Annotated in this window: 25 protein-coding genes and 1 tRNA gene; 17 read left to right on the forward strand and 9 right to left on the reverse strand. The window is 67.5% G+C overall.

Annotated elements, in window-relative coordinates; translation table 11 throughout:
• Positions 1-9: 9 nt before the first annotated feature.
• The 3 genes from AC2YG9_RS14840 to AC2YG9_RS14850 are packed head-to-tail and all read right to left on the reverse strand — an operon-like array spanning position 10 to position 1,731.
• Positions 10-573, reverse strand: coding sequence for a demethoxyubiquinone hydroxylase family protein (locus tag AC2YG9_RS14840; RefSeq protein WP_487298753.1), 564 nt, complete (start codon positions 571-573; stop codon positions 10-12).
• Positions 570-1,106 (reverse strand): disulfide bond formation protein B, encoded by a 537-nt coding sequence (locus AC2YG9_RS14845; RefSeq protein ID WP_487298754.1) that lies wholly within the window; start codon positions 1,104-1,106, stop codon positions 570-572. Before AC2YG9_RS14845 ends, AC2YG9_RS14840 begins: the two co-directional genes overlap by 4 nt.
• A 25-nt stretch (positions 1,107-1,131) precedes the next feature.
• Positions 1,132-1,731: a YqaA family protein gene (locus AC2YG9_RS14850; RefSeq protein ID WP_487298755.1), complete on the reverse strand. Its 600-nt coding sequence runs from the start codon at positions 1,729-1,731 to the stop codon at positions 1,132-1,134.
• A gap of 261 nt (positions 1,732-1,992) precedes the next feature.
• On the opposite strand from AC2YG9_RS14850, the gene hppD reads away from it, so the two are divergent.
• The 8 genes from hppD to AC2YG9_RS14890 all read left to right on the forward strand — a co-directional run bounded on the left by hppD (position 1,993) and on the right by AC2YG9_RS14890 (position 11,870).
• Positions 1,993-3,081 carry a 4-hydroxyphenylpyruvate dioxygenase gene (hppD, locus tag AC2YG9_RS14855; RefSeq protein ID WP_487298756.1) on the forward strand — a complete coding sequence of 363 codons (1,089 nt, stop codon included), beginning with the start codon at positions 1,993-1,995 and terminating at the stop codon, positions 3,079-3,081.
• Between the two features lie 123 nt (positions 3,082-3,204).
• A complete protein-coding gene (locus AC2YG9_RS14860) occupies positions 3,205-7,425 on the forward strand; it encodes a hypothetical protein (protein WP_487298757.1) in 4,221 nt (1,406 codons plus the stop codon).
• A gap of 82 nt (positions 7,426-7,507) precedes the next feature.
• Positions 7,508-8,560 carry an isoaspartyl peptidase/L-asparaginase family protein gene (locus AC2YG9_RS14865; RefSeq protein ID WP_487298758.1) on the forward strand — a complete coding sequence of 351 codons (1,053 nt, stop codon included), beginning with the start codon at positions 7,508-7,510 and terminating at the stop codon, positions 8,558-8,560.
• Between the two features lie 9 nt (positions 8,561-8,569).
• Positions 8,570-9,706 (forward strand): homogentisate 1,2-dioxygenase, encoded by a 1,137-nt coding sequence (locus AC2YG9_RS14870; protein WP_487298759.1) that lies wholly within the window; start codon positions 8,570-8,572, stop codon positions 9,704-9,706.
• The gene (locus AC2YG9_RS14875; protein WP_487298760.1) at positions 9,703-10,068 is read left to right on the forward strand and encodes a cupin domain-containing protein; all 366 of its coding nucleotides are present in this window, start codon (positions 9,703-9,705) and stop codon (positions 10,066-10,068) included. Before AC2YG9_RS14870 ends, AC2YG9_RS14875 begins: the two co-directional genes overlap by 4 nt.
• Entirely contained in the window at positions 10,065-10,328 is a 264-nt protein-coding gene (locus tag AC2YG9_RS14880) for a hypothetical protein (RefSeq protein ID WP_487298761.1), read from the forward strand. Before AC2YG9_RS14875 ends, AC2YG9_RS14880 begins: the two co-directional genes overlap by 4 nt.
• A 13-nt stretch (positions 10,329-10,341) precedes the next feature.
• Positions 10,342-11,349 (forward strand): fumarylacetoacetate hydrolase family protein, encoded by a 1,008-nt coding sequence (locus tag AC2YG9_RS14885; RefSeq protein ID WP_487298762.1) that lies wholly within the window; start codon positions 10,342-10,344, stop codon positions 11,347-11,349.
• 53 nt (positions 11,350-11,402) lie between these two features.
• Entirely contained in the window at positions 11,403-11,870 is a 468-nt protein-coding gene (locus tag AC2YG9_RS14890; protein WP_487298837.1) for a MarR family winged helix-turn-helix transcriptional regulator, read from the forward strand.
• Here AC2YG9_RS14890 and AC2YG9_RS14895 read toward each other — a convergent pair.
• Positions 11,867-11,995 (reverse strand): hypothetical protein, encoded by a 129-nt coding sequence (locus tag AC2YG9_RS14895; protein WP_487298763.1) that lies wholly within the window; start codon positions 11,993-11,995, stop codon positions 11,867-11,869. The genes AC2YG9_RS14890 and AC2YG9_RS14895 overlap by 4 nt on opposite strands.
• A gap of 84 nt (positions 11,996-12,079) precedes the next feature.
• Between AC2YG9_RS14895 and AC2YG9_RS14900 the strand changes: the two genes are divergently transcribed.
• From AC2YG9_RS14900 to AC2YG9_RS14915, 4 genes are all read left to right on the forward strand, one after another.
• Positions 12,080-12,580 (forward strand): GNAT family N-acetyltransferase, encoded by a 501-nt coding sequence (locus AC2YG9_RS14900; RefSeq protein WP_487298764.1) that lies wholly within the window; start codon positions 12,080-12,082, stop codon positions 12,578-12,580.
• 52 nt (positions 12,581-12,632) lie between these two features.
• A tRNA-Leu gene (locus AC2YG9_RS14905) sits at positions 12,633-12,717 on the forward strand.
• A gap of 33 nt (positions 12,718-12,750) precedes the next feature.
• Positions 12,751-13,386 carry a glutathione S-transferase family protein gene (locus tag AC2YG9_RS14910; protein ID WP_487298765.1) on the forward strand — a complete coding sequence of 212 codons (636 nt, stop codon included), beginning with the start codon at positions 12,751-12,753 and terminating at the stop codon, positions 13,384-13,386.
• Positions 13,387-13,499: 113 nt separating this feature from the next.
• The gene (locus AC2YG9_RS14915; RefSeq protein WP_487298766.1) at positions 13,500-14,630 is read left to right on the forward strand and encodes a hypothetical protein; all 1,131 of its coding nucleotides are present in this window, start codon (positions 13,500-13,502) and stop codon (positions 14,628-14,630) included.
• A 170-nt stretch (positions 14,631-14,800) separates the two neighbouring features.
• Here the strand turns inward: AC2YG9_RS14915 and AC2YG9_RS14920 are convergent, their stop codons facing one another.
• From AC2YG9_RS14920 to AC2YG9_RS14930, 3 genes are all read right to left on the reverse strand, one after another.
• On the reverse strand, positions 14,801-15,034 hold the full coding sequence (locus tag AC2YG9_RS14920) for an SRPBCC family protein (protein ID WP_487298767.1): 234 nt from the start codon (positions 15,032-15,034) through the stop codon (positions 14,801-14,803).
• Positions 15,035-15,078: 44 nt separating this feature from the next.
• Complete coding sequence (locus AC2YG9_RS14925; protein WP_487298768.1) at positions 15,079-15,312, reverse strand: hypothetical protein; 234 nt, start codon at positions 15,310-15,312, stop codon at positions 15,079-15,081.
• A gap of 66 nt (positions 15,313-15,378) precedes the next feature.
• Positions 15,379-15,966, reverse strand: a complete 588-nt coding sequence (locus tag AC2YG9_RS14930) for a hypothetical protein (RefSeq protein WP_487298769.1) — start codon at positions 15,964-15,966, stop codon at positions 15,379-15,381.
• A gap of 155 nt (positions 15,967-16,121) precedes the next feature.
• Between AC2YG9_RS14930 and AC2YG9_RS14935 the strand changes: the two genes are divergently transcribed.
• From AC2YG9_RS14935 to AC2YG9_RS14945, 3 genes are read left to right on the forward strand one after another with little or no spacing between them, the layout of a single operon-like run.
• Positions 16,122-17,531, forward strand: a complete 1,410-nt coding sequence (locus AC2YG9_RS14935) for an MFS transporter (RefSeq protein WP_487298770.1) — start codon at positions 16,122-16,124, stop codon at positions 17,529-17,531.
• Positions 17,532-17,591: 60 nt separating this feature from the next.
• Positions 17,592-18,446, forward strand: a complete 855-nt coding sequence (gene tauD / locus AC2YG9_RS14940; protein WP_487298771.1) for a taurine dioxygenase — start codon at positions 17,592-17,594, stop codon at positions 18,444-18,446.
• The gene (locus AC2YG9_RS14945; RefSeq protein ID WP_487298772.1) at positions 18,443-18,835 is read left to right on the forward strand and encodes a GFA family protein; all 393 of its coding nucleotides are present in this window, start codon (positions 18,443-18,445) and stop codon (positions 18,833-18,835) included. The genes tauD and AC2YG9_RS14945 overlap by 4 nt, the downstream gene beginning before the upstream one ends.
• A gap of 276 nt (positions 18,836-19,111) precedes the next feature.
• Here the strand turns inward: AC2YG9_RS14945 and cuyB are convergent, their stop codons facing one another.
• On the reverse strand, positions 19,112-19,768 hold the full coding sequence (gene cuyB, locus AC2YG9_RS14950) for a cysteate racemase (RefSeq protein ID WP_487298773.1): 657 nt from the start codon (positions 19,766-19,768) through the stop codon (positions 19,112-19,114).
• Positions 19,765-20,763: a D-cysteate sulfo-lyase gene (gene cuyA / locus AC2YG9_RS14955; RefSeq protein WP_487298774.1), complete on the reverse strand. Its 999-nt coding sequence runs from the start codon at positions 20,761-20,763 to the stop codon at positions 19,765-19,767. Before cuyA ends, cuyB begins: the two co-directional genes overlap by 4 nt.
• 73 nt (positions 20,764-20,836) lie before the next feature.
• Here cuyA and AC2YG9_RS14960 point away from each other — a divergent pair, with 73 nt between their 5' ends.
• Both AC2YG9_RS14960 and AC2YG9_RS14965 read left to right on the forward strand, forming a co-directional pair.
• The gene (locus tag AC2YG9_RS14960; RefSeq protein WP_487298775.1) at positions 20,837-21,403 is read left to right on the forward strand and encodes a tetratricopeptide repeat protein; all 567 of its coding nucleotides are present in this window, start codon (positions 20,837-20,839) and stop codon (positions 21,401-21,403) included.
• A complete protein-coding gene (locus AC2YG9_RS14965) occupies positions 21,400-21,951 on the forward strand; it encodes a tetratricopeptide repeat protein (protein WP_487298776.1) in 552 nt (183 codons plus the stop codon). The genes AC2YG9_RS14960 and AC2YG9_RS14965 overlap by 4 nt, the downstream gene beginning before the upstream one ends.
• The last annotated feature ends 54 nt before the right edge of the window (positions 21,952-22,005 follow it).

Raw genomic sequence — 22,005 nt, forward strand, 5'->3', positions numbered from 1 at the left:
GCGGTTCCGCTAAATCTTCTCGCTGATCTTGATGGCGGCGCGGCAGCCGGCCCGGATGACGGCCGACAGCAGGGGATAGCCGGGCGCCTCGCGGGCGCCTTCGCCGACGGCGATTTCCTTGTGGTGCAGTTCGTCGTCGCGGAACTTGCTGAGCTCGGCCGCCAGTTCGGGTTCGCGGGCTTCCAGCTCGGCGATCTGGCCGGCGTAGTGCTGCTCGATGACCGTCTCGACCGCCTCGGTGCAGGCGTGGGCGGCCTTTTCGCCGAGCAGAGCGGTGCCGGCGCCAAGCGCAAATCCGGCCAGGCGCCAGACCGGCGACATCAGGGTCGGGCGCACGCCGCGCTCGCCCAGGATCTCGTCGAAGCGAGTCAGGTGGACCTGCTCGTGGCCTTCCATCTCGGCCAGCTGGGCGGCGGTGCGGCCCATGCCGGGGGCGCGGTCCATGACGGCCCGCTGGCCCCGATAGATGTGGACGGCGGCCAGTTCACCGGCCTGGTCGACCCGCAGGATCTCGGCCAGGCGAGCGTTCTGCGCGCCCATGCCGGGGCGGGCGGGGATCGGCTTGCCGCTCATTTGAGAAGGCCCGTCTTCGGCTCGTTGGCGGCGGCGATGAAGCTCCACACGGCCAGCTTCAGGGAGACGATGACGTTCCAGCCGGCCATGGAGAGGCCGAGGAGGGACCAAACGATCTTGTCGCACTGGGGCCCACGGACCTCGCCTCCGGCCATGAGATCGGCGACGCCGCCGGCCGAGGAGCCGCCGCCTCCGCTGCCCGAGCAGGTGGTCGGACCCGGCCACCACTTCCACTCGACCCCGGCGTGGTAGAAGGCCAGTCCTGCGCCGAACAGGAAGATCAGCCCCAGCGCCAGGTCGAACCAGGGCGCCGTGCGCCGGGCCCAAGGGGTGCGTTTGGCGATGATGGCGACGATGGCCACGGCGGCGGCCACCCAATAGACCTCGCGCGCCTTGAGGCAGAGGGTGCAGGGCATCAGGCCGAGGAAGGCCTCGAAGCCATGGGCGATGGCCAGCATCAGCACGGCCGAGAACAGGGCGGTCTCCGGCCAGTGGCGCAGGAAGAAGGAGATCAGGCGTTTGAGCGCTTGCATGCGGGTCTTCTAGCTGACGGCCCCTCTAACAGACAGACGGTGCGCCGTTTCCGAGGAAGTGGGCGATGACGAATCCGGCGACAATGAGGACGACTACGCCGGCGGCGACCAGGCCGAGGCGCTTTTCAATGACCGGCAGCATGGCCGGGCCGGCGACCTTGACCACCCCGGCGACCAGGAAGAAGCGGGCGCCCCGGGTGATGGTGGCCGTGATGATGAAGATCGGCAGGCTGAGCTTGCCCATGCCCATGGCGATGGTCACCAGCTTGAACGGGATCGGGGTCAGGCCTTTGATCAGCACCACCCAGGCCCCGTACTGATTGACCCAGCACTGGAAGCTGTCGAGGTCGCCGCCATGGCCGCCGAGCGACAGCAGCCAGCGGCCGAGGTCCTGCAGATAATAGCCGATGGCGTAGCCGGCGATGCCGCCGAGCACCGAGGCCAGGGTGCAGACGAAGGCGTAGAACCAGGCGCGCTCGGGCCGCTTGAGCACCATCGGAGCCAGCATCACGTCCGGCGGGATGGGGAAGAAGGAGGCCTCGGCAAACGAGACGGCGAAGAGGGCGGAGGGGGCGTGTTTCGAGCCGGCGAGGCCCATCACCCAATCGTAAAGTTTGCGCAGCATGGGCCTGTGCTAGAGCCCGGCGAGGCAAAGGCCAAGCGGATTTCGAACCCGGAGCCCGTCAGGCGGAAGTGGCCACCGGTTCCGCCGCCCGGACGGGCTCCCACTCTAAGTAAAGAATCGACTTCGATTTCGGATCGGCTTGCCGATGCGAAATCGAACTCGAGGCTGTGCAGGACGTTTGATGTGTCCGCCGCGTTGCGCAGATAGTTTCATATGATACTATTGTCGAAGCGATCCCCCCGATCGGAAAGGCTCACTCAGATGAACGCTCCCGCCGCCACCAAGGACCTCTTTGAAAACCCGCTCGGCACCGACGGGTTCGAGTTCGTCGAGTTCACATCGCCCGATCCGGAAACGCTGAAAAAGCTGTGGGAGCTGATGGGCTTCACGGCGGTCGGCAAGCACCGCTCCAAGAACGTGCTGCACTTCCGCCAGGGCGACATCAACTTCATCCTCAACATGGACCCGTCCGGCCAGGCCGCCGACTTCCAGGCCGCCCACGGCCCTTCGGCCAACGCCATGGCCTTCCGCGTGCGCGACGCCGCCAAGGCCTATTCGCTGGCCCTGGAGCGCGGCGCCAAGCCGGCGACGCCGGGCAAGATCGGGCCGATGGAGCTGAACATCCCGGCCATCGAGGGCATCGGCGGCACCAACCTGTATCTGGTCGACCGCTATGGCGCCCAAAGCATCTATGACGTCGACTTCGCCCCCATCGAGGGCGCGGCCGAGAAGGCGGCGGGCAACAGCGTCGGCCTGACCTATCTCGACCACCTGACCCACAACGTGTTCCGGGGGAACATGAAGAAGTGGGCCGACTTCTACGAGCAGGTCTTCAACTTCCGCGAAATCCGCTACTTCGACATCGAGGGCAAGGTCACCGGCCTGTTCTCCAAGGCGATGACCAGCCCGGACGGCAAGATCCGCATCCCGCTGAACGAAAGCCAGGACGACCAGAGCCAGATCGAGGAGTTCCTGCGCGACTACAAGGGCGAGGGCATCCAGCACCTGGCCTTCGGCAGCGACGACATCTTCGCCACCGTCGAGACCCTGCGCGAGCGCGGCGTCCGCTTCCAGGACACGCCGGACAGCTACTATGAGCTGCTCAACGACCGTGTCGTCGGCCATGGCGAGAACCTGCAACGGCTGCAGGCCGACAAGATCCTCGTCGACGGCGCCCCGACCGAAGGGCAGGGCATCCTGCTGCAGATCTTCACCGAGAACCTGATCGGCCCGATCTTCTTCGAGATCATCCAGCGCAAGGGCAACGAAGGCTTCGGCGAGGGCAATTTCAAGGCCCTGTTCGAGAGCATCGAGCTCGACCAGATCCGGCGCGGGGTTGTGCAGGCGTAAAGGCGAACGGCGTTCTTATAAACGTCATGAGTTAGCGATTGTCCCCCCGGTTTCAGGTCGGTACGCTGCTGAAACAGTAGCGTAACGGCTTGGCGTCGCCGGCCGAGTGGGGGGATTTCCAAAGTGGGCAAAGTGATTTTCGCCGCCGAAACCGGCGCGAACGGCCGTGAGCTGTGGATCGCGGAAGCGGACGGCAGCGGCGCAAGGCTTCTGGCCGACATCAATCCGGGGGCGGTGGGCTCGAACCCCGACGGCTTCACCCTGGTGAACGGCAAGGTCGTCTTCCTGGCGACGTCGGCCGACGGCGGCCGCGAGCTCTGGGTCGTCGATCACCAGAATGCCCCTGTCCGTCTGTTCGACGCCTATCCGGGGACCGGATCGTCCAACCCGGTCATCATGAGCGCGGTCGGCGGCAAACTGTTCTTCACGGCCAACACGCCCGACCTCGGCCGTGAGCTGTTCGTCACGGACGGGACCACAGCGGGCACCCATCTGGTGAAGGAAATTCGTCCCGGGACCGCGGCGGCCGGTATCACCTACGCCGGGACGGTCGGTGACCATGTTCTCTTCCTGGCCACCGACGGGGTGACCGGGCGCGAGATGTGGGCGTCGGACGGCACGGCGGCCGGCACCATGCTGCTGGCCGACATCAACCCGGGCGCCGGTGGCGTTACGACCAGCTTCGACCAGAACACCCAGACCCCCTACGTCCAGACCCGTGAGGTGGACGGCAAGCTGCAGTTTCTTGTCGGGGTGAACGGCGGCAATTTCCGCTGGTGGGAAACCGACGGCACGGCCGCCGGCACGCTCCAGGTTCCGGCGGTCGACCTCGGCGGAGTCACTTTCCGCGCCGGTGAAACCACGATCGGATCGAAGACCTACTTCATCGGCAATGACGGGTCTGGCTACGCGATGTGGGTCTCAAACCCTGACGGGTCCAGCCCCGTCCGCCTGACGGCGCCGCAGGCCAACTCGTTCAACAATCCGAACTTCACCGCGGCCGGCGGCAAGGTCGTGTTTGTCGGCAAGGATGCCGTGCACGGCGAAGAAATCTGGGTCACCGACGGCACGCCGGGCGGCACCGGCCTGCTCAAGGAAATCGTCCCGGACTTCTACTCGACCCAGATCCTGGACATCGAGGCCTTCGGTGGTCAGGCGCTCTTCGGGGCGCGGCTGGCCGATCAGAACTGGGGAATCTGGGTCACCGACGGGACGAGCGGCGGCACCACGCTGCTGAAGACGCTCGGCAATTTCGGCGGCTCGCCTTTCGCGCCGCTGGGCCAGATCGACGGCAAGTTTCTGTTCCGGGTGATCATCGACCAGGGCAATGGCCGGACCGAACAGCTGTGGGCGACCGACGGCACCGCCGACGGCACGACCCAGTTCGGCAACTACCAGCAGACCTACAGCTTCCCATTCCGAAACGACCTGCCTAGCGACTTCATCAAGTTCGGCGAGAAGTACGTCTACATCGCCGGCAGCGCGCAGTTCGGCCGTGAGCTATGGGTCACCGATGGCACCGCGGCCGGGACCCGCATGCTGATGGACAGCGTGCCGGGCGCACGTGATGGCGAGTATTCGAACTTCCGCGTTGTCGGCAACGTTCTGTTCTTTTCCGCCACGACCGATGCAACCGGGGTCGAACTCTGGCAGACCGACGGCACCGCGGCCGGCACCCGCATCGTCACGGACGCGAACCCGGTCCCCGATCTTTCGCTCGGCACGGACCTTGGCTTCACTTTCGAGGAAATCAACGGCGGGGCCATCTTCGAGATCACGACGGTCGCGGGGGCCATCGAGCGCTGGTTCAGCGATGGCACGGTCGCCGGCACGGCGAGAATTCTGGCCGGCGCCAGCGACGGCTATGACGGACTGCAGGTCGACGGGAAATACTACCTGCAGGCCACCACGCCGGGCCATGGCATGGAGCTGTGGGTGTCCGATGGCACGGTCGCCGGGACTCACATCGTCAAGGAAATCGGAGCCGGAGCCGTCAGCGGGCTGCAGCCGACCTCGCTCATCCTGCCGTTCGGCGATCAGGTGGTCTTCGGCACGCGGGTCGGCACGGCCCAGCTGTGGATCAGCGATGGGACCGAGAGCGGCACGATCAAGCTGCTTGATACTCCCGGGACCGCCGTCGCCGTGCGCGCCTTCGAGGACCGCATCTTTGTCCGGGTGACGAACAACGGCGCCTACGAACTTTGGACGTCCGACGGAACCGTCGCGGGAGCGGTCAATCTGGGCGCCGTGGGGGCCTCCAACGTTCCGCAACAGTTCGACAACATCGTGCAGGTGGGCGACGCCTGGGTCTTCGCCGCCGGGATTCCCGGCAGCCTGGTGCTGAAGATCACGGACGGCACTCTGGCGGGGACCCAGACGCTCACCGCGGGCTACAGCAATGCGCGCGGCCTGGCGGTCGTCGACGACAAGCTGTTCTTCGTCGCCAACAACGGTGACACGGCGGGTGACCTCTGGATCACGGACGGAACCTCGGCCGGGACTGTCCAGCTTCTCGATGCCTACAGGGACCTGGCGACCACCCGGATCCTTGGGGTCGAGGGGGCACACACGGGCTTTGGCGATCTGGACTATGGCCATGCCGAGACCCTGAACGGACGCATCCTGTTCGTGCAGGAAGTCACCGGCATGTTCGGCAGCCAGCAGCTGTTCTCGAGCGACGGCACAGTGGAGGGCACGGTCGCCCTGAACTTCAGCGGGGCCTTCGAGAACACCTACCATTTCCACGACGGTCGACTGTACTTCGCCAGCCGCACCTCGATGGGTAACAGCTACGATCTGTGGAGCACGGACGGCACGCCAGAGGGAACGGTGCGGCTGGTGCAGGACCGGCTGGTCTGGACCCCGTCCTATGACGACCCGCCGACCCTGGACGGCGACCTGCTCTACATCACGCGTCTGGAAGCAGGTGGAATGGCGCTCTGGGCGACCGATGGAACGGTCGCCGGGTCCCGTCAGGTCACGACCCTCGGCTCGTCGATAACCAGCCAGATGATCTCGCTGGGGGATCGAGTGGTCTTTACCGGGGCGCAGGAGCCCGACAATTTCGAGCTTTGGGTCGCCGACGCCAATGGCGCCACGCTGATCGAGGTGAGGCCCGGCGCCGCCGGCAGCTACCCGCACGACTTCACCTTCTTCCAGGGCCTGGTCTACTTCATCGTCGATGTCGGCGATCACAGTGAGCTGTGGCGAACCGACGGTACTGCCGCCGGCACGGCGCGGGCGGTCGATCTCAACCTGGGTGGCGCGTTCGACGATCCGGAAATCGAAGTGGTCGCGGGCCGTCTGTCCTTTGTCGCCAGCGACGGCGTCAATGGTTTCGAACTCTACGCGTTCGACGGGGCGACCGCGCACCGCCTGACCAACGCCGTTGAGGCCGGAGATTCCAATCCCGGCCCGGTCTTCGAAGTCCCGACCCCGCCACCGCCGCCGACCATCACCGGCAATGCCCGCAGCGAGGCGATCAACGGCACGGCGGTCGGCGAGATCATCAACGCCCTGGGCGGCAATGACACCGTCAACGGCCTGGCCGGCGACGACGCGCTCAATGGCGGCGACGGGGCCGACCAGCTGTTCGGCGGAGCCGGGATCGACACCCTGAACGGCGGGGCCGGCAATGACCGGCTCGACGGCGGCGATGGGGCCGACATCCTGCGCGGCGGAGTGGGCAGCGATGTCTACATCGTCGGCGCGGGCGATGTGATCGAGGAGCTGGCGGGCGAGGGAACCGACTCGGTCGAGGCCTCGGTCAGCTGGACCCTGGGCGACAACGTCGAGAACCTGAAGCTGGTGACGATCCGCAACATCGACGGCATCGGCAACGATCTGAACAACCACCTGACCGGCAACAACTACAACAATCGGCTGGAGGGCGGCGGTGGCGTCGACACCATCGACGGCTTCAACGGCGATGACGTCATCCTGGGCGGCGCCGGCGGCGACATCATCCAGGCCGGGAATGGCGCGGACGTGGTCACCGGAGGCACGGGCAACGACACCATCCGCGGCGGCAGCGGCGCGGACCGGTTCGTGGTGCTTCAGGAGTCGGTGGGGGTGAACGAGGTCGACACGATCAAGGACTTCTACACCAGCCAGGGCGACGTCATGGACCTGTCGGCCATCGACGCAAACGCCAATCTGGACGGCGATCAGGCCTTCACCCTGGCGTCAGGCTTCAGCAAGGTCGCGGGCCAGATGACCCTTACGTGGGTTCCCGGCCAAGGGGTCACCCTGCTCAAGCTGGACGTCAATGGAGACGGCAAGTTCGACTACCAGATGAAGATCAACGGCAACGTGACCGCCGACAGCGGGACCTGGACGCTTTAGGGCAGGTCCCACCCTTCCAACGGGGTGGTTACATTCGTTACTATCGACGCGCGCCGCAAAGAGCGCGTCGATGGAAACGCCGATGAGATTGATCGCCTGTCTGGCGGCCGTGGCCATGGTGCTGGCGTCACCCGCCGCGGCCCAGACCGCCAAACCCAAGTGGGCCATCGTCATCCATGGCGGAGCCGGCGTCATCGAGCGCAACAACATGGATGCCAAGACCGAGGCGGCCTACCGCGCCGGCCTGGCCTCGGCCCTGGCCACGGGCCAGCGGGTGCTGGATAAGGGGGGTAGCGCCCTGGACGCCGTTGAGGCGACCATCAAGGTCCTCGAGGACGACCCGCTGTTCAACGCCGGGCGCGGGGCGGTGTTCACGGCCGAGGGGCGCAACGAGCTCGATTCGGCGATCATGGACGGGGCGACGATGAAGGCCGGCAGCGTCGCCGGCGTCACCCGCACCCGCCATCCGATCAGCCTGGCCCGGGCGGTGATGGAGAAGTCGCCGCACGTCATGCTGATCGGCGCTGGGGCCGATCGGTTCGCCGGGTCGGTGGGCCTGGAACAGGTCGATCCGGCCTGGTTCTTCACCGAGCGCCGCTGGCAACAGCTGGAGAAGGCGCTCAACGAGGCGCGCCTGCCGATCCCGACCCGGCCGATCAATGCGCCGTCGGCGACCAAGTCGATCTCGCAGGGGCCGCAGCCGGACGACCACCGGTTCGGCACCGTCGGGGTGGTGGCGCTGGACACCAGCGGCAACATCGCGGCCGGCACCTCGACCGGCGGCATGACGGCCAAGCGCTGGAACCGGGTCGGCGACGCCCCGATCATCGGGGCGGGCACCTATGCCGACAACAAGAGCTGCGCCGTCTCGGCGACCGGGTCTGGCGAGTACTTCATCCGCCTGACGGTGGCGCGGACCATCTGCGCCCTGGTGCAGTACGATGGCATGAGCCTGCAGGCGGCGGCCGACGACGTCGTCCAGAAACAGCTGCCGGCCATCAACGGCGACGGCGGCATCATCGCCCTGACCGCCGACGGCCAGCTGGCCTGGAGCTTCAACACGCCCGGCATGTATCGCGCCCGCGCTTCGTCGGAGGAGCCGGCGGTGATCGCGATCTACAAGGACGAGCCTTAAGAGACCGCCATGAGCAAGAAGACCTGGATCCCCGTTCGCGGCGCGCAAGGCCAGCACAGTCGTCAGGCCCACGCCGACCTGCCGGACGGCGCCTATGAGCGGGAGATGTCCAAGGAGGGCTTCTTCGGCCCGGCGGCGTTTCTGTATCACCCGAAGCCCCCGACCGGATGGTCGAAGTTCGAGGGGCCGCTGCGGCCCCGGGCGTTTGATCTGAACCGGCTGAACCAGCCTCAGGTCTCGCCCTGGGATGCGCCGGTGGTGCTGCACAACAGCGCCACCGAGCTTCGCTTCTGGAAGCCGGAAGGCGCGCTCACCGACCTGGCGCGCAACGCCGACGGCGACCAGCTGCTGTTCATCCATGCCGGCGCAGGGGACCTGTTCACCGACTTCGGGCGGATCGGCTATGGGGCCGGGGACTATCTCTATCTGCCGCGCGGGACGATGTGGCGGCTGGCCCCGTCGGAGGCGACGGCGGTGCTGACCATACAGGCGACCAACACCCACTACACCCTTCCGGACAAGGGCCTGCTGGGCCCCCACGCCATCTTCGATCCGGCCATGCTCGACACCCCGGTGATGGACGAGGCCTTCCGCGACCACCAGGCGGTGGCCGGCGAGTATCCTGTGCGGATCAAGAAGCGCGGCCAGGTGTCGGTGGCGACCTACGAGTACAACCCGCTCGATGCGGTGGGCTGGCACGGCGAGCTGTCGCCAGTGCGGCTGAACGTCAAGGATATCCGGCCGGTGGTCAGCCATCGATACCACCTGCCGCCGAGCGTCCACACCACCTTCCTCAGCGACCGGTTCGTGGTCTGCACCTTCACGCCGCGGCCGTTCGAGACCGATCCGGGGGCGATCAAGATCCCCTTCTTCCACAACAACGACGATTTCGACGAGGTGCTGTTCTACCACGCCGGCGACTTCTTCAGCCGCGACCACATCGAGAGCGGCATGATGACCTTCCACCCGAGCGGCTTCACGCACGGGCCGCATCCCAAGGCGCTGAAGAACATGCTCAGCCAGCCCAAGCCGGCGACCGACGAATACGCGGTGATGATCGACACCCGCGATCCGCTTGAGGTGGGCGAGGGGGCCTCGTCGGTCGAGAATCCGGCTTACGTCGACAGCTGGAAGACGCCGGGGTGAGCGAGCGGATCGACCTCTTCGAGAAGTTCGCCGCCATCGACGAGCATTGGCGGCCGAAGGTGGCCGCCCAGGCCAATGGCCAGGACCTGCGGCTGGTGAAGGTTCAGGGGGTGTTTCCCTGGCATCGGCATCCGGACGCCGAGGAAGTGTTCCTGGTCTGGAAGGGGATGTTCCGGGTCGAGTTCCGCGACCATGTCGTCGAGATGGGGCCGGGCCAGATGGTGGTCGTGCCGCGCGGCGTCGAGCATCGCACCGCCGCCGACGAGGAAGCCGAGGTGCTGATCTTCGAGCCGTCGGAAGTGATCAATACGGGCGACGCCGAGGTCTCGGAATTCACCGCCCCGCATGGAGCGACGGTGTGAGCGATCCCGACCTGCTGGCCTTCGCGGAGGACGAACTGGGCCGGGCCCTGACGCTGAGTTGGCGCGAGCTTTCGAAGATCACCCCCTGGGGCGACACCTTCGACGGGCTGTCGCCGGCCGGGCGCGAGGTGCAGGTCGAGCGAAACTATCTGTGGGCCGCCGAAGAAGGCGGTGACATTCTCTGCGAGGTGGCCGTCTTCGGCGGTCCGTCGCGTTACGACCAGGGGGCGCGGGTCAGTCGCCTCATCAAGAAATCATAGGGAAACGCCAATCGTGAAGCTCGCCTCTCTGAAATCCGGCCGTGACGGCAAGCTGGTCGTGGTGTCCAACGATCTGGCCTGGTGCTTCGACGCCTCCGCCGCCGCCCCGACGCTGCAGGCGGCGCTGGATGACTGGGAGCGGTGCGAGCCGATCCTGAAGGCCCTGTCGGCCAGCCTGGAGGTCGGCGGGGTGCCGCGCGACCGCTTCCATGAGCATGACGCCATGAGCCCGCTGCCGCGCGCGTACCAGTGGGCGGACGGCTCGGCCTACGTCAATCACGTGGCCCTGGTGCGCAAGGCGCGGGCCGCCGAGATGCCGGGCAGCTTCTGGACCGATCCGTTGATGTACCAGGGCGGTTCCGACAGCTTCCTGGGCCCGCGCGACGCCATCCCGCTGGCCGATGAGTCCTGGGGCTGCGACCTGGAAGGCGAGGTGGCGGTGATCACCGGCGATGTGCCCCAGGGCGTGACGCGGGAAGAGGCGCTGGGTCACATCCGGCTGGTCCTGCTGTGCAACGACGTCTCGCTGCGCAACCTGATCCCGGGCGAACTGGCCAAGAGCTTCGGCTTCTTCCAGTCCAAGCCCGCCTCCGCCTTCTCGCCGGTGGCGGTGACGCCCGACGCGCTGGGCGATGCCTGGAAGGACGGCAAGCTGCACGGCCGGCTGGACGTCGAGCTGAACGGCAAGGCCTTCGGCGAGGCCGATGCCGGCGTCGACATGACCTTCGACTTCGGGACCCTGATCGCCCATGCGGCCAAGACCCGGAAGCTGACAGCCGGAACCATCATCGGCTCGGGCACGGTGTCGAACCGCGACGCCGAGGGCGGCCCCGGCAAGCCGATCGCCGAGGGCGGCCTTGGCTACAGCTGCATCGCCGAGGTGCGCACGGTCGAAACCCTGCTCAACGGAGAGGCGAAAACGCCCTTCCTGAAACACGGCGACACGGTGCGGATTGAGATGCGCGATGGCCGTCGGCACAGCATCTTCGGCGCCATCGAACAGACCGTGGCGCCTGTGTGATGAGGAGGCGCCCGGTGGCCGGCCATCTATCGCTCGCACCGGCCCCCGGGACCCTGGCGGCGGAGGACACCTCGCCGCTGGTGCTCGACGACTACCTGCCGTTCCGCCTGTCGGTCGCCTCCAACGGCGTCTCGCGGCTGATTGCCCGGGCCTATGAGGACCGGTTCGGCCTGACCGTGCCGCAGTGGCGGTTGATGGCGGTCCTGGCCGAGGGGGCGCTGACCCAGCAGCAGGTGGTCAGCCGCACGGTGATGGACAAGGTGACCGTCAGCCGGGCGGCCCGCGAACTGGTCGCCCGCAGCCTGTTGGTCCGCGACAGCAATACCGGTGACGGCCGCAGTCACCTGCTCGGGCTGACGGCGATGGGGCGCAGCCTGCATGGCGAGATCGCGCCGCTGGCCAAGGCCTATGAGGCGGCGCTGCTGGCGGGCCTGGCGCCCAGCGAGGTGGCGACGCTGAAGCGGTTGTTGCTGCGGCTCGAAGCGGCGGCGACCAAGCTGTCGGGCGAGGGCGGGCGTTAGGCCTGGCGGGCCCCGCAGCGCTCGCAGACCCGGGTGCCCCGCCGCGAGCGGCTGTTGCGCCAGAGGTGCCCGATGAGCAGGCAGCCCAGGAACTTGAAGGGTTTGAACGGCATCGGCTGGGTCACGCCTCCGTCCTGCCCGGTTTGAGCCGGGCCTGCAATTGCGCAAATGTGCTAGGCGCCTCCCTTGGGCGCGGGTAGGCGGGGCGCATGACGACTCCCCTGCGCGCCGCCGACCTGGCCGCCGATCCCCAGCTTCGCGAGGCGCTGCTCGGCCTCAACAATGCCCATGCGGTCGAACTGTCCCTGCTCGACGCCGCCGGCCTGGAGCGGCTGGTCGGCGAGGCTTTTTTCGCCCGGCGGGTTGGGCTGGCCGACGCCATGCTGATCACCTTCGACCAGGATGCCGACTACGACAGCCCCAACTTCCTGTGGTTCCGCGACCGCTATGAGCGGTTCGTCTACGTCGACCGGGTGGTCACGGCGGCGGCGGCGCGCGGGCGGGGACTGGCCCGCCAACTGTACGAGGATCTGGTCGAGGCGGCGCGGAGCGCCAGCCACAACCTGATCGTCTGCGAGGTCAACAGCGACCCGCCCAACCCCGGTTCGGAGGCCTTTCACCGGGGTTTCGGCTTCACCCCGGTCGGCGAGGCCGTGCTCGCCAACGGCAAGACGGTGAGTTATCTGGCATTCCAGGTCGAGGCGCGTTGACGCCGCCTTCGCCATCGCTAGATTGCGCGGCCTTCTCGATCCGCTAGCGCGGGCCCCTGTGGTGGAATTGGTAGACGCGCCGGACTCAAAATCCGGTTCCGAGAGGAGTGTCGGTTCGAGCCCGACCGGGGGCACCACCTGCGCATGAGCGACCGAACCCGGGGCGTTCCATGAGCTATCTGCTGTTTTATGCGCCGGGCACGGCCAGCCTGGCGGTCCATTGGATGCTGATCGAGCTGGGCGTCCCGTTCGAAGCCGAGGCCGTCGACATCAAGGCCGAACGGTCGGCCGCCTATCTGGCGCTCAACCCGGCCGGGCGGGTGCCGACCCTGGTCATCGACGGCGCGCCGGTCAGCGAGTCGGCGGCCCTGCTGATGCTTCTTGCTGAGCGCCATCCCGAGGGCGGCTTCACGCCGGCGGTCGGCTCGCCCGGGCGGGCGGCGTGGATGGAGGCCATGCTGCTGCTGGCCAACGGCCTGTCGCCGGCCATGCGCGACTGGTTCTACGCCGACAAGGACGGGGATCCGGCCGGGGCCGAGGCTGTGCAGGCCCTCGCCAAACGCCGGATCGAGGCCATGTTCGAGCGGCTGGACGTGATGCTGGGCGATGGGCGGTCCTGTCTGCTCGGCGATGAGGTCACGACGGCGGATTTCCTGGCGACCATGCTGATGCGCTGGTCGCGCAACATGGAGCGGCCGGCGACCAGCTTCGCCAATCTCTCGCCCTACATCACCCGCATGCGGGCCCGGCCGGCCTTCATCGAGGTCTGCCGGCGCGAAGGTTTGACGGAGTGGCTGAACGGCTGAGGCTGCCCGCCAAACTTTGCGTTTACAGGCGGTTGGCGTCGTTTCATGGTGTGAGCGGGGGGTGAGCCGGCGTCGGGCCGGGTGGGTCCCCGTGTCAGTGGGGCCAGCCTGTCGTGAACCTGATCAAACGCCTTCTTCTCGTGCTCGCCGTCATGCTGGCCATGCCCGGCGTGGCCTTCGCCGAGCATTTCCTGCCCAAGACGCCGACCGACCTGACGCCCGAACAGAAGGCGGTGGTGGCCAAGCCGGCGCCGGTGCAGCTGATCTTCCAGTTCCGGACCAAGGGGTCCTTCAATCCCCACGCCACCCAGTTGTTCGGCCCGGCCGTTCTGGATCACGTGCGCAAGTCCGGCGCCTTCAGCGAAGTGACGACCGGCCCGGCGGCGGGTGGGGCTGTGCTGACCATCACCCTGGAGAACGTGCCCGAGGAGGGCGCCTTCCGGCAGGGCTTCGCCACCGGATTCACCTTCGGTTTGGCCGGCAACACGGTGGTCGACTACTACATCTGCACGGTGGAGTACGCGCCCGGCCCGGACGCCCCGGTCGTGACCAAACAGGTGCTGCACCAGATCATCACCAACGTTGGCATCAAGAAGCAGCCCGAAAACACGGTCCGGGCGGCAACCACCGATGAGGCGGTCTACATGATGATCCGCCATGTGGTGACCAACGGCGTCAACGATACGGCCAAGGATCCGGGCTTCGTCCTGGGCGGCGTCCCGACGCCGTTCACGGCGCAGGCGGGCCTTCCGAACCGGATCGGCAGCATCGGCGCGCTGCGTCAGCTGACCGGCACGGGCCTTCCGCCGATCAAGCTGGGCGCCTTCGGGGTCGACAAGCCTCTGCCGGCCAAGGACGACAAGACGATGATGATCCGGCTGGTCAAGGTGCAGGCCTTCGGCGGCTCCTTCTCCGGCTTCCTGCGTTCGGCCGTCGAGACCGAACTGGCCCAGGCCGGCAAGCTCGACCCCAACTCGAATTTGGAACTCACGGCCTTCCTGCTCAAGCGGGAGGTGCACAGCAATGACCCGGCCGACGCCACGGTGTCGGCCCGCTTCGTCCTCAGGCGGGGCGGGGTGGTGGTCTATGAGAAGGTGCACACGGCGACCGACAACTGGAAGTCCACCTTCGCCGCCGCCGAGGCCGTGCCGGACGCCATCTATCGCTTCTACAGCCTGTACGGGGCGATGACCCGGACCGTGCTGCTGGACCCGGAGTTCGTCGCCGCGGCCAAGGGCCCCTAGGCCTCCAGCACCCGGCGCATGATCGGCAAGGCCGTGTCCATCATGCCGCCGACGTAGTCGGCGTAGGAGGCGGGCGCCAGGTCGATGGTCCAGGTCACCTGGGCGCCGTTGTCGGCCTCGTTGACCTCGAAGGCGGCGCTGTAGGTGCGGAACGGGCCGTCGGGGATGGCCTAGACCAGCCGGCGGGTTTCGTCGTCGCGGGAGATGAACACCTCGCGGGCCACCGCGCCCGTGCCGAAGGTGACGATGCGGTCGGAGCCATCGAGCTCCAGGGCGGTCAGGAAGCCGGGCGCCACGCGGGTGTGGACCGCGCCAAAGTCAGCGATGGCGTCCCAGACGGCGGCGGGATCGGCGGCGAGGCGGGCGGTGCGGCGCACCGTGGCGCCGGAGGGGGTGAGGGTCATGGGTCTGCTCCTGTTGGGAGGCGGACCATGGCCGGGGAGCGCCTTCAGGTCTGGCGGAATTCGGACGGAATCGACCCGGCCTTGATGGCGGCGCTGGTCGGGGCCCAGCTGCGGTCTTCCTCGGCGTAGCGCGCGGCTCGTCGGCGGCGCAGGGCGTCATGCAGGTCATCGGCCAGGGCGAGGATTTGCGTGTCGCTACAAAGGGCGATGGCCGTGGCCATCTGCTCGCGCAGGCGCTGGAACGCGACCGATCGCAACTGATGATGGGGACCGCTCACGGCTTGCCTCCTCTCGTTGTGACCTGAAATGGGGCAAGCGCGCGCGGGTTCCCATTTATCTATGGTTTACGGCCAGTTGCCGGCCAGTTTTGGCAAGCCAGGCAGCATGGCGCCGGGGGTCAGTTCGGTCCGGCGCGGCCGCGATTTGACCGCCCAGTTTATGGCGACGGGCAGCATGGCGGCGATCAGCAGCAGTTTCAGAATGATCAGCCAGCCGAGCGGCGTCGGCAGCAGGATCAGCACCGCGGCCAGGAACGCCATCATCGTCAGCACGAAGGCCAGTTGGCCGAAATAGCTGGCCGGGCTGGCGCCGACCGAGGCGCGGGCGTCGGGGGCATGGGCGATGACGCGGTCCAGGGTGGCCAGGACAAAGGGGATGAAGGTCGGCGAACGGTCCTCGAAGTTGCCGACCTTCCTGAAGTGGGCATTGTCGATGAGAAGCTTGGCGCCCCTGCGCGTGGTCAACTCGAAGACATGGCGCCAGGACTTCCAGCGGGTCGGGGCATAGGCAGCGCGGACCGCCCCGACGTCCTTCCACAGCAGGGTCAGGCTTTCGCCGGTCGGGCGGGTCCAGATCAGACAGTCGTCCTCGACGCGCCAGATGTGCTCGCCCTTCTCGAAGGCGTTCTCGCGCTTGGCATAGGTCGTGGTCATGACGCCGCTCCCTCATGGGCCAGGCCCCCCGGCCTTGCGCCCAACCTTGAGGTGAACGCTCGCTCGCCGCGCCTCCCGAAAAGGGGGGACGGATGCTTGCCGGGCCTCAAACAAGCGTTCAACATGACCCCAAAATCAGGGGGAACGCCGCGTTCATGGCCGCCGAGAAACACCCGGGCTGGCGTCTCGCCGCCTTTGCGTCGCCGGCGATTCCGCTGTCGGCGATGATGCTGCCGCTGACCATCTACCTGCCCAACTACTATACCAAGGAACTGGGGGTCGACATGGCGGCGGTCGGGGCGGCGGCCGTGCTGATCCGGCTGTTCGATCTGGGGTTCGATCCCGCCTTCGGCAGCCTGATCGACCGGGTTCGCACCCCCTGGGGCCGGTTCAAGCCGTGGGTGGTGATCGGCTGTCCGATCGCCATGCTGGCGATCTACAACCTCTTCATGGCCAAGGTCGGCGTCGGGGCGGCCTATCTGACCCTGTGGCTGATCGTAGTGGGGATCGGTCAGTCGACCAGCCAGCTCAGCATGATGGCATGGGCCTCGCAGGCGGCCACGCAGTACCACGAACGCTCCCGCATCTACGGCTGGTGGCAGGGGCTGACGGTGGCCGGGATGCTGTTCATCCTCACCCTGCCGGTGATCGTCGGAAAGCTGGGCGGCAGCGACACCGCCGGGGTGCACGCCATGGGCTGGTTCGTGATCGCCGCCCTGCCGCTGACCATCGCCCTGGCGCTCATCGTCATGCCCGAGCCTGCGACCCAGAGCGGGCAGAGCCGCATTAACTGGCGGCACTATTGGGTGATGATCAAGGAGCCGACGGTGTTGCGTGTGCTGGCCGTCGACATCGTCATCGGCACCGCGCCGACCATCGCCGGGACCCTTCTGTTCTATTATTTCGAGAGCGTGCGCGGGTACGACCGCGGCGATACCGCCTTCATGCTGCTGTTCTACTTCCTGGGCGCCCTGGCCGGCGCGCCGTTGTGGACCTGGCTGGCCAAAAAGATTGGCAAGCACCGGGCCCTGATGTCGGCGGCGCTGTTCTATGCGGTGGTGCAGGTCGGGGTGCTGGTGGCGCCAACCGGCGCCTTGATCGGAACGATGGTGATGTTCGTCGCCGGCCTGCCGTTCTCGGCCGGCGGCATCTTGTTGCGCTCGATGATGGCCGACGTCGCCGACGTGGTCCGGCTGCGCACCGGCGTCGACCTCTCCGGTATGCTGTTCTCGCTGCTGGCCGGCAGCGTCAAGATCGGCACCACATTCGCCGTCGGCGGCAGCCTGTTTGTGCTCGCGGCGGTCGGGTTCCAGGCCGAGGCCGGGGCGGAGAACAGCCAGCTGGCGCTCAATACACTGAGCGGCATGTTCGCCTTCCTGCCTGCCGGGCTGGGGGTTGTGGCCGCCTGGCTGATCAGTGGCCACAAGCTGGACAAGGTGGCGCACGACCTTGTCCAGGCCGAGCTGCGGGCGCAGCAGGCGGGCGGGCCGGTCGAGGCCGCGCCGGCCTTCGTGCGGACAACGCCGGTGGACGTCGCCGAGGATCCGCCGGTCGGGAAGGTCTGACCCTCTGGGCGATGGGACCGCCGCGAGGCATAGTGCGACAAGGACCAAGGGAGACGCTTCATGACCCGCTCCAACGTGCTCGAGATCGAGCCTCTGTCGCCGGCCATCGGGGCGGTGCTGCGCGGGGTGAACCTGGCCGAGAACGCCAGCGACGACCTGATCGGCGACATCCGGGCGGCGCTGCTGAAGCACCAGGTGATCTTCTTCGAGGGGCAGGACTTCACCCCGACCCAGCAGCGCGACTTCGCCGCCCGCTTCGGCGATCTGCATGTGCATCCGCTGTACGATCGGGACGAGGGCCACCCGGAGATCATGATCATCGACAATCACGTCGATAACCCCACCGACAACAACTTCTGGCACACCGACGTCACCTTCATCGACACCCCGCCGATGGGCTCGATCCTGGCGGCGCGGCAGCTGCCGCCGGTGGGCGGGGACACCATGTGGGCCTCGATGACGGCGGCCTACAATGCGCTCAGCAAGCCTATGCAGAAATTCCTGCAAGGCCTTGAAGCGGTGCATGATTTCTCCTTCGCCTTTACCGCCGAGGGTCTGGCCGGATCGCAGGCCGGGCGCGAGAAATACGAGAAGGCGGTGGCGGCCAATCCCCCGGTGACCCACCCCGTCATCCGCACCCATCCGGAGACCGGTGAGCCCGGCATTTTCGTCAACTCGGTCTTCACCCGGCGGATCAAGGGGCTGCGGCGGGAGGAGTCGAAGGCGCTGATGGCCTTCCTCAACCAGCACATCCAGCAGCCGGAGTTCGTGGTCCGCTGGCGCTGGCGGCCGGGCGACGTGGCCTTCTGGGACAACCGCAACACCCAGCACCGGGCGGTCGACGACTTCCTGCCGCACCGGCGGATCATGACCCGGGCGACGGTGCTGGGCGACAAGCCGGTGTTCGCGGCGTGATCCGCACGGCCAGCTGTCCCTGCGGATCCCTCAAGGCACACTGCGAGGGCGAGCCGGCCCGGGTCAGTGTCTGTCAGTGCCTGGAATGCCAGAAGCGCACAGGCAGCGCCTTTGGCGTGCAGGCCCGGTTCGCCGAGGATCAGGTCACCGTGGAGGGGCCGAGCGCGCAATGGTCGCGCACCGGCGATGGAGGCACGACCGCCGACTTCCAGTTTTGCCCGACCTGCGGCGCGACTGTGCTGTGGCGGCCGCGAGAATATCCAGGCCTGGTCCTGGTGGCGATCGGGGCCTTCGCCGACCCGACTTTCCCCGCGCCGACCGTGATGGTCTATGGCAACAGGGCCCATCCCTGGGTCGAATTGCATGGGGTCGAGGAGTTGTTTGGCTGAGGCGGTCGGGCCGGCAATTTGCCGAAGAAGATCATTCTAGCAGACTGGGCGGGCGATTTCTTCAATAAAAACAACCTACTTAAGTCGCGTTTTTGACCTACCCCGGACCTACCTAACCGCCGTCAAAACCCTCAAAAGGTCCAACCCTTTTCCTACCGGAAGCCAACCCTTTGAGCCGCCGGCGCGGCGGCGAACAGCCGATGCGGTGGCTCCCGGCGTCGAAGCGGTCTGAATATGTCTAGACATATTCGATAAGCATTTGTCGGAGTTGAATTTTTACCGACAGGCCGCGACGCAGGCCTTGGCCAGCTCGGCCGAGCCGTCGATCAGGGGCACGGCGAGGTCGTCGGCGGACAGCACCAAGGGCACCTCGGTGCAGCCGGCGATGACGGCCTGGGCGCCCTGGTGTTCCAGCCCGCCGGCGCAGGCGGCCATCAGGGCGCGGACCGTGGGGCCGGTCTCGCCGGCCTTGATGCGGTAGAGGATGTCCATGAAGGCGGCCTGGGCCTCGTCGGTCGGCAGGATCGGCTCGCGGTCGGCGGCGGTCAGGCGCCGGCGATAGAGGTCCTGGGCCAGGCTGGTGCCGAGCACGCCGATCCGTCGGGCGTCGCCGGCGGCGGCGATGGCGATGTCGATCAGGTCGAGGAAGGGCAGGGCGGCGGCGGCCCTGATCTCCTCTGCGTGGAGATGGGCGGTATTGCAGGGCATGGCCAGGACCTCGGCGCCCGCCTCGCGCAGGCGCACGGCCATCTGCGCCAACACCGGGCCTGCGGCGCCGTCGCCGTGGTTGCGGTCGGGGACCTGGGGGTTGAGGTCCATGAGCACGCGGATGTGGTCCTGGTCGCGCGCGGCCGGGGTTGCTGCCTGGAGCTTCGCGAGGAAGTCGAGGGTGGCGGCGGGGCCCATGCCGCCAAGAACGCCGAGGGTTTTCACAGGCCGGCTTCGAGTTCGTGGTGATAGCCGGACAGGCCCTGGGCGCCGCCGGTGTGCAGGAAGACGACGGTCTCGCCCTTGAAGGCGCCGGCCTTGCTCAGCGCGATCAGGCCCTTGAGCGCCTTGCCGGTGTAGACCGGGTCGAACAGCAGGCCCTCGGTGCGGGCGGCGAGGCTGAGGGCGTCGATCACCGCCTGGTCGATCAGGCCGTAGCCGGCGCCGACGTAGTCGCAGTCGGCGATGACCTGCTCGCGCTTGACCCGATCCTCGTGGCCGAGACGGGCGGCGGTCTCGACGGCCAGCTTGAAGACGTTCTCTTCCTGTTTGGCCTTGGGGGCGCGGACGCCGATGCCGAGGATGGGGATGTCGGCGCCGCTGACCGCGAAGCCGGCGACGAGGCCCGCATGGGTGCCGGCGCTGCCGGTGGCGGTGACAAGGCGGTCGATCTTGAGGCCCGTGGCGTTGGCCTGATGCGCCAGCTCCAGCGCGCAGTCGACGTAGCCGAGGGCGCCGGTGCTGTTCGAGCCGCCGCCGGGGATGATGTAGGGCGTCTTGCCCTCGGCCCGCAGCTGCTCGGCGAGGGCCGCCATGGCGGCGTTCATGTCGGTGTCGGCGGGCACGGTGCGCATCTTTCCGCCGAGCAGGCGGTCGAGCAGGACGTTTCCGGAGCCGACGTAGTCGGGGCTGCGGTTGCCCGTGCGGTCCTCGAGAATGATCTCGCAACCGAGGCCGAAGCGGGCGGCGGCGGCGGCTGTCTGGCGCACATGGTTGGACTGCACCGCGCCCTGGGTGATCAGGGTGTCGGCCCCGGCTTCAAGCGCCTCGCCGAGCAGGAATTCCAGCTTCCGGGTCTTGTTGCCGCCGCCGGCCAGGCCCGTGCAGTCGTCACGCTTGATCCACAGGTCGATGCCCAGTTCCGCGCCCAGGCGAGGGGCCGGTTCCAGAGGTGTCGGCAGATGAGCAAAACGTGCGCGAGGAAAGCCGGTCAGGTTCATTTGTAATGCCACCGTTTTGCGAAGCGTGTTACGCTCGAGTTGGTCATAACTCGAAGACTGGGGAGGAAACATAATGCCCAGTAAAATCGCGTTCGCCACCGCCGCTCTGACGGTAGCTTCCATCATCGCCGCCTCCACCCCGGCCTCGGGCGCAGCTCTTGTGCTGGGCGCCGGTCTGGCGACGGTCTGTTCCAAGGCCGCCATCAGCGGCCGCAACGATCTGAAGTCGATCGACAACTGCACCCTGGCCATCGAGACCCAGGCCATGGGCCCGCGTGACCGGGCCGGCACCTTCGTCAACCGGGGCATCCTGAAGCTGCGCCGCGCGTCCTATGACGACGCCCGCTCCGACTTCGCCAACGCCCTGCGCCTCGACCCGAACCTGGGCGAAGCCTACGTCAACTGGGGCGCCAGCCTGATCGCCGAGAACAAGTATGCCGAGGGTCTCTCCGAGATCGATCGCGGCATGGCTCTGGGCGTCGATGAGCCCGAGAAGGCCTGGTACAACCGGGCCATCGCCTATGAAGCCATGGGCGATCCCAAGGCGGCCTACCTGGCCTACCAACAGGCCATCGCCCTGGCGCCGGAGTGGAAGGAGCCGCAGCTGCAGCTCACCCGCTTCACGGTGCAGCGCAAATGAGGGCAGCGCCCGCAGTCGTTGCGGCCGCGCTGATGGTGCTGGCGGCGGGATCCGCCAGCGCTTCAGTCCTGGTGCTGGGCGAAGGCCTGGCGCCGGCCTGCTCCAAGGCGGCCTTCCGCGGCAAGGCGGACAAGGCGTCCATCGAAACCTGTACGCGCGCCCTCGACGAGGCGCTGGCGACCCGTGACCGCGCCGGCACCCTGGTCAACCGCGGCGTGATGCTGATGCGCGGCAAGGCCTATGGCGATGCGGCGCGGGACTTCGAGGACGCCGTCCGGCTGGCTCCAAATCTGGGCGAGGCCTTCGTCAATCGCGGCGTGCTGCGTATGGCGGACCGGGACTATGCCGGGGCGCTGGCCGAGATCGACCGGGGCATCCAGCTTGGCGTCGATGAGCCGGCCAAGGCCTATTACAACCGGGCGCTGGCCCAGGAGGGTCTGGGTGACGCCAAGGCGGCGTGGCTGGACTACCGCAAGGCCCAGTCGCTGGATCCCGAATGGGACGCGCCGGCCAAGCAGCTGGTGCGGTTCAGGGTTGAAACGCCGTAGCCCTTCTCCCGCTTGCCGGGAGAAGGTGGCCCCCGAAGGGGGTCGGATGAGGGC

Source organism: Caulobacter sp. SRI_014 (assembly GCF_057586315.1).

Coding starts and splice junctions, on each gene's coding strand:
- cuyA (WP_487298774.1), bottom strand. CDS start 20,763: ATGAACCTGACCGGCTTTCCTCGCGCACGTTTTGCTCATCTGCCGACA.
- AC2YG9_RS14865 (WP_487298758.1), top strand. CDS start 7,508: ATGAGATTGATCGCCTGTCTGGCGGCCGTGGCCATGGTGCTGGCGTCA.
- AC2YG9_RS14850 (WP_487298755.1), bottom strand. CDS start 1,731: ATGCTGCGCAAACTTTACGATTGGGTGATGGGCCTCGCCGGCTCGAAA.
- AC2YG9_RS14960 (WP_487298775.1), top strand. CDS start 20,837: ATGCCCAGTAAAATCGCGTTCGCCACCGCCGCTCTGACGGTAGCTTCC.
- AC2YG9_RS14900 (WP_487298764.1), top strand. CDS start 12,080: ATGACGACTCCCCTGCGCGCCGCCGACCTGGCCGCCGATCCCCAGCTT.
- AC2YG9_RS14840 (WP_487298753.1), bottom strand. CDS start 573: ATGAGCGGCAAGCCGATCCCCGCCCGCCCCGGCATGGGCGCGCAGAAC.
- AC2YG9_RS14935 (WP_487298770.1), top strand. CDS start 16,122: ATGGCCGCCGAGAAACACCCGGGCTGGCGTCTCGCCGCCTTTGCGTCG.
- tauD (WP_487298771.1), top strand. CDS start 17,592: ATGACCCGCTCCAACGTGCTCGAGATCGAGCCTCTGTCGCCGGCCATC.
- hppD (WP_487298756.1), top strand. CDS start 1,993: ATGAACGCTCCCGCCGCCACCAAGGACCTCTTTGAAAACCCGCTCGGC.
- AC2YG9_RS14910 (WP_487298765.1), top strand. CDS start 12,751: ATGAGCTATCTGCTGTTTTATGCGCCGGGCACGGCCAGCCTGGCGGTC.
- AC2YG9_RS14930 (WP_487298769.1), bottom strand. CDS start 15,966: ATGACCACGACCTATGCCAAGCGCGAGAACGCCTTCGAGAAGGGCGAG.
- AC2YG9_RS14870 (WP_487298759.1), top strand. CDS start 8,570: ATGAGCAAGAAGACCTGGATCCCCGTTCGCGGCGCGCAAGGCCAGCAC.
- AC2YG9_RS14920 (WP_487298767.1), bottom strand. CDS start 15,034: ATGACCCTCACCCCCTCCGGCGCCACGGTGCGCCGCACCGCCCGCCTC.
- AC2YG9_RS14965 (WP_487298776.1), top strand. CDS start 21,400: ATGAGGGCAGCGCCCGCAGTCGTTGCGGCCGCGCTGATGGTGCTGGCG.
- AC2YG9_RS14845 (WP_487298754.1), bottom strand. CDS start 1,106: ATGCAAGCGCTCAAACGCCTGATCTCCTTCTTCCTGCGCCACTGGCCG.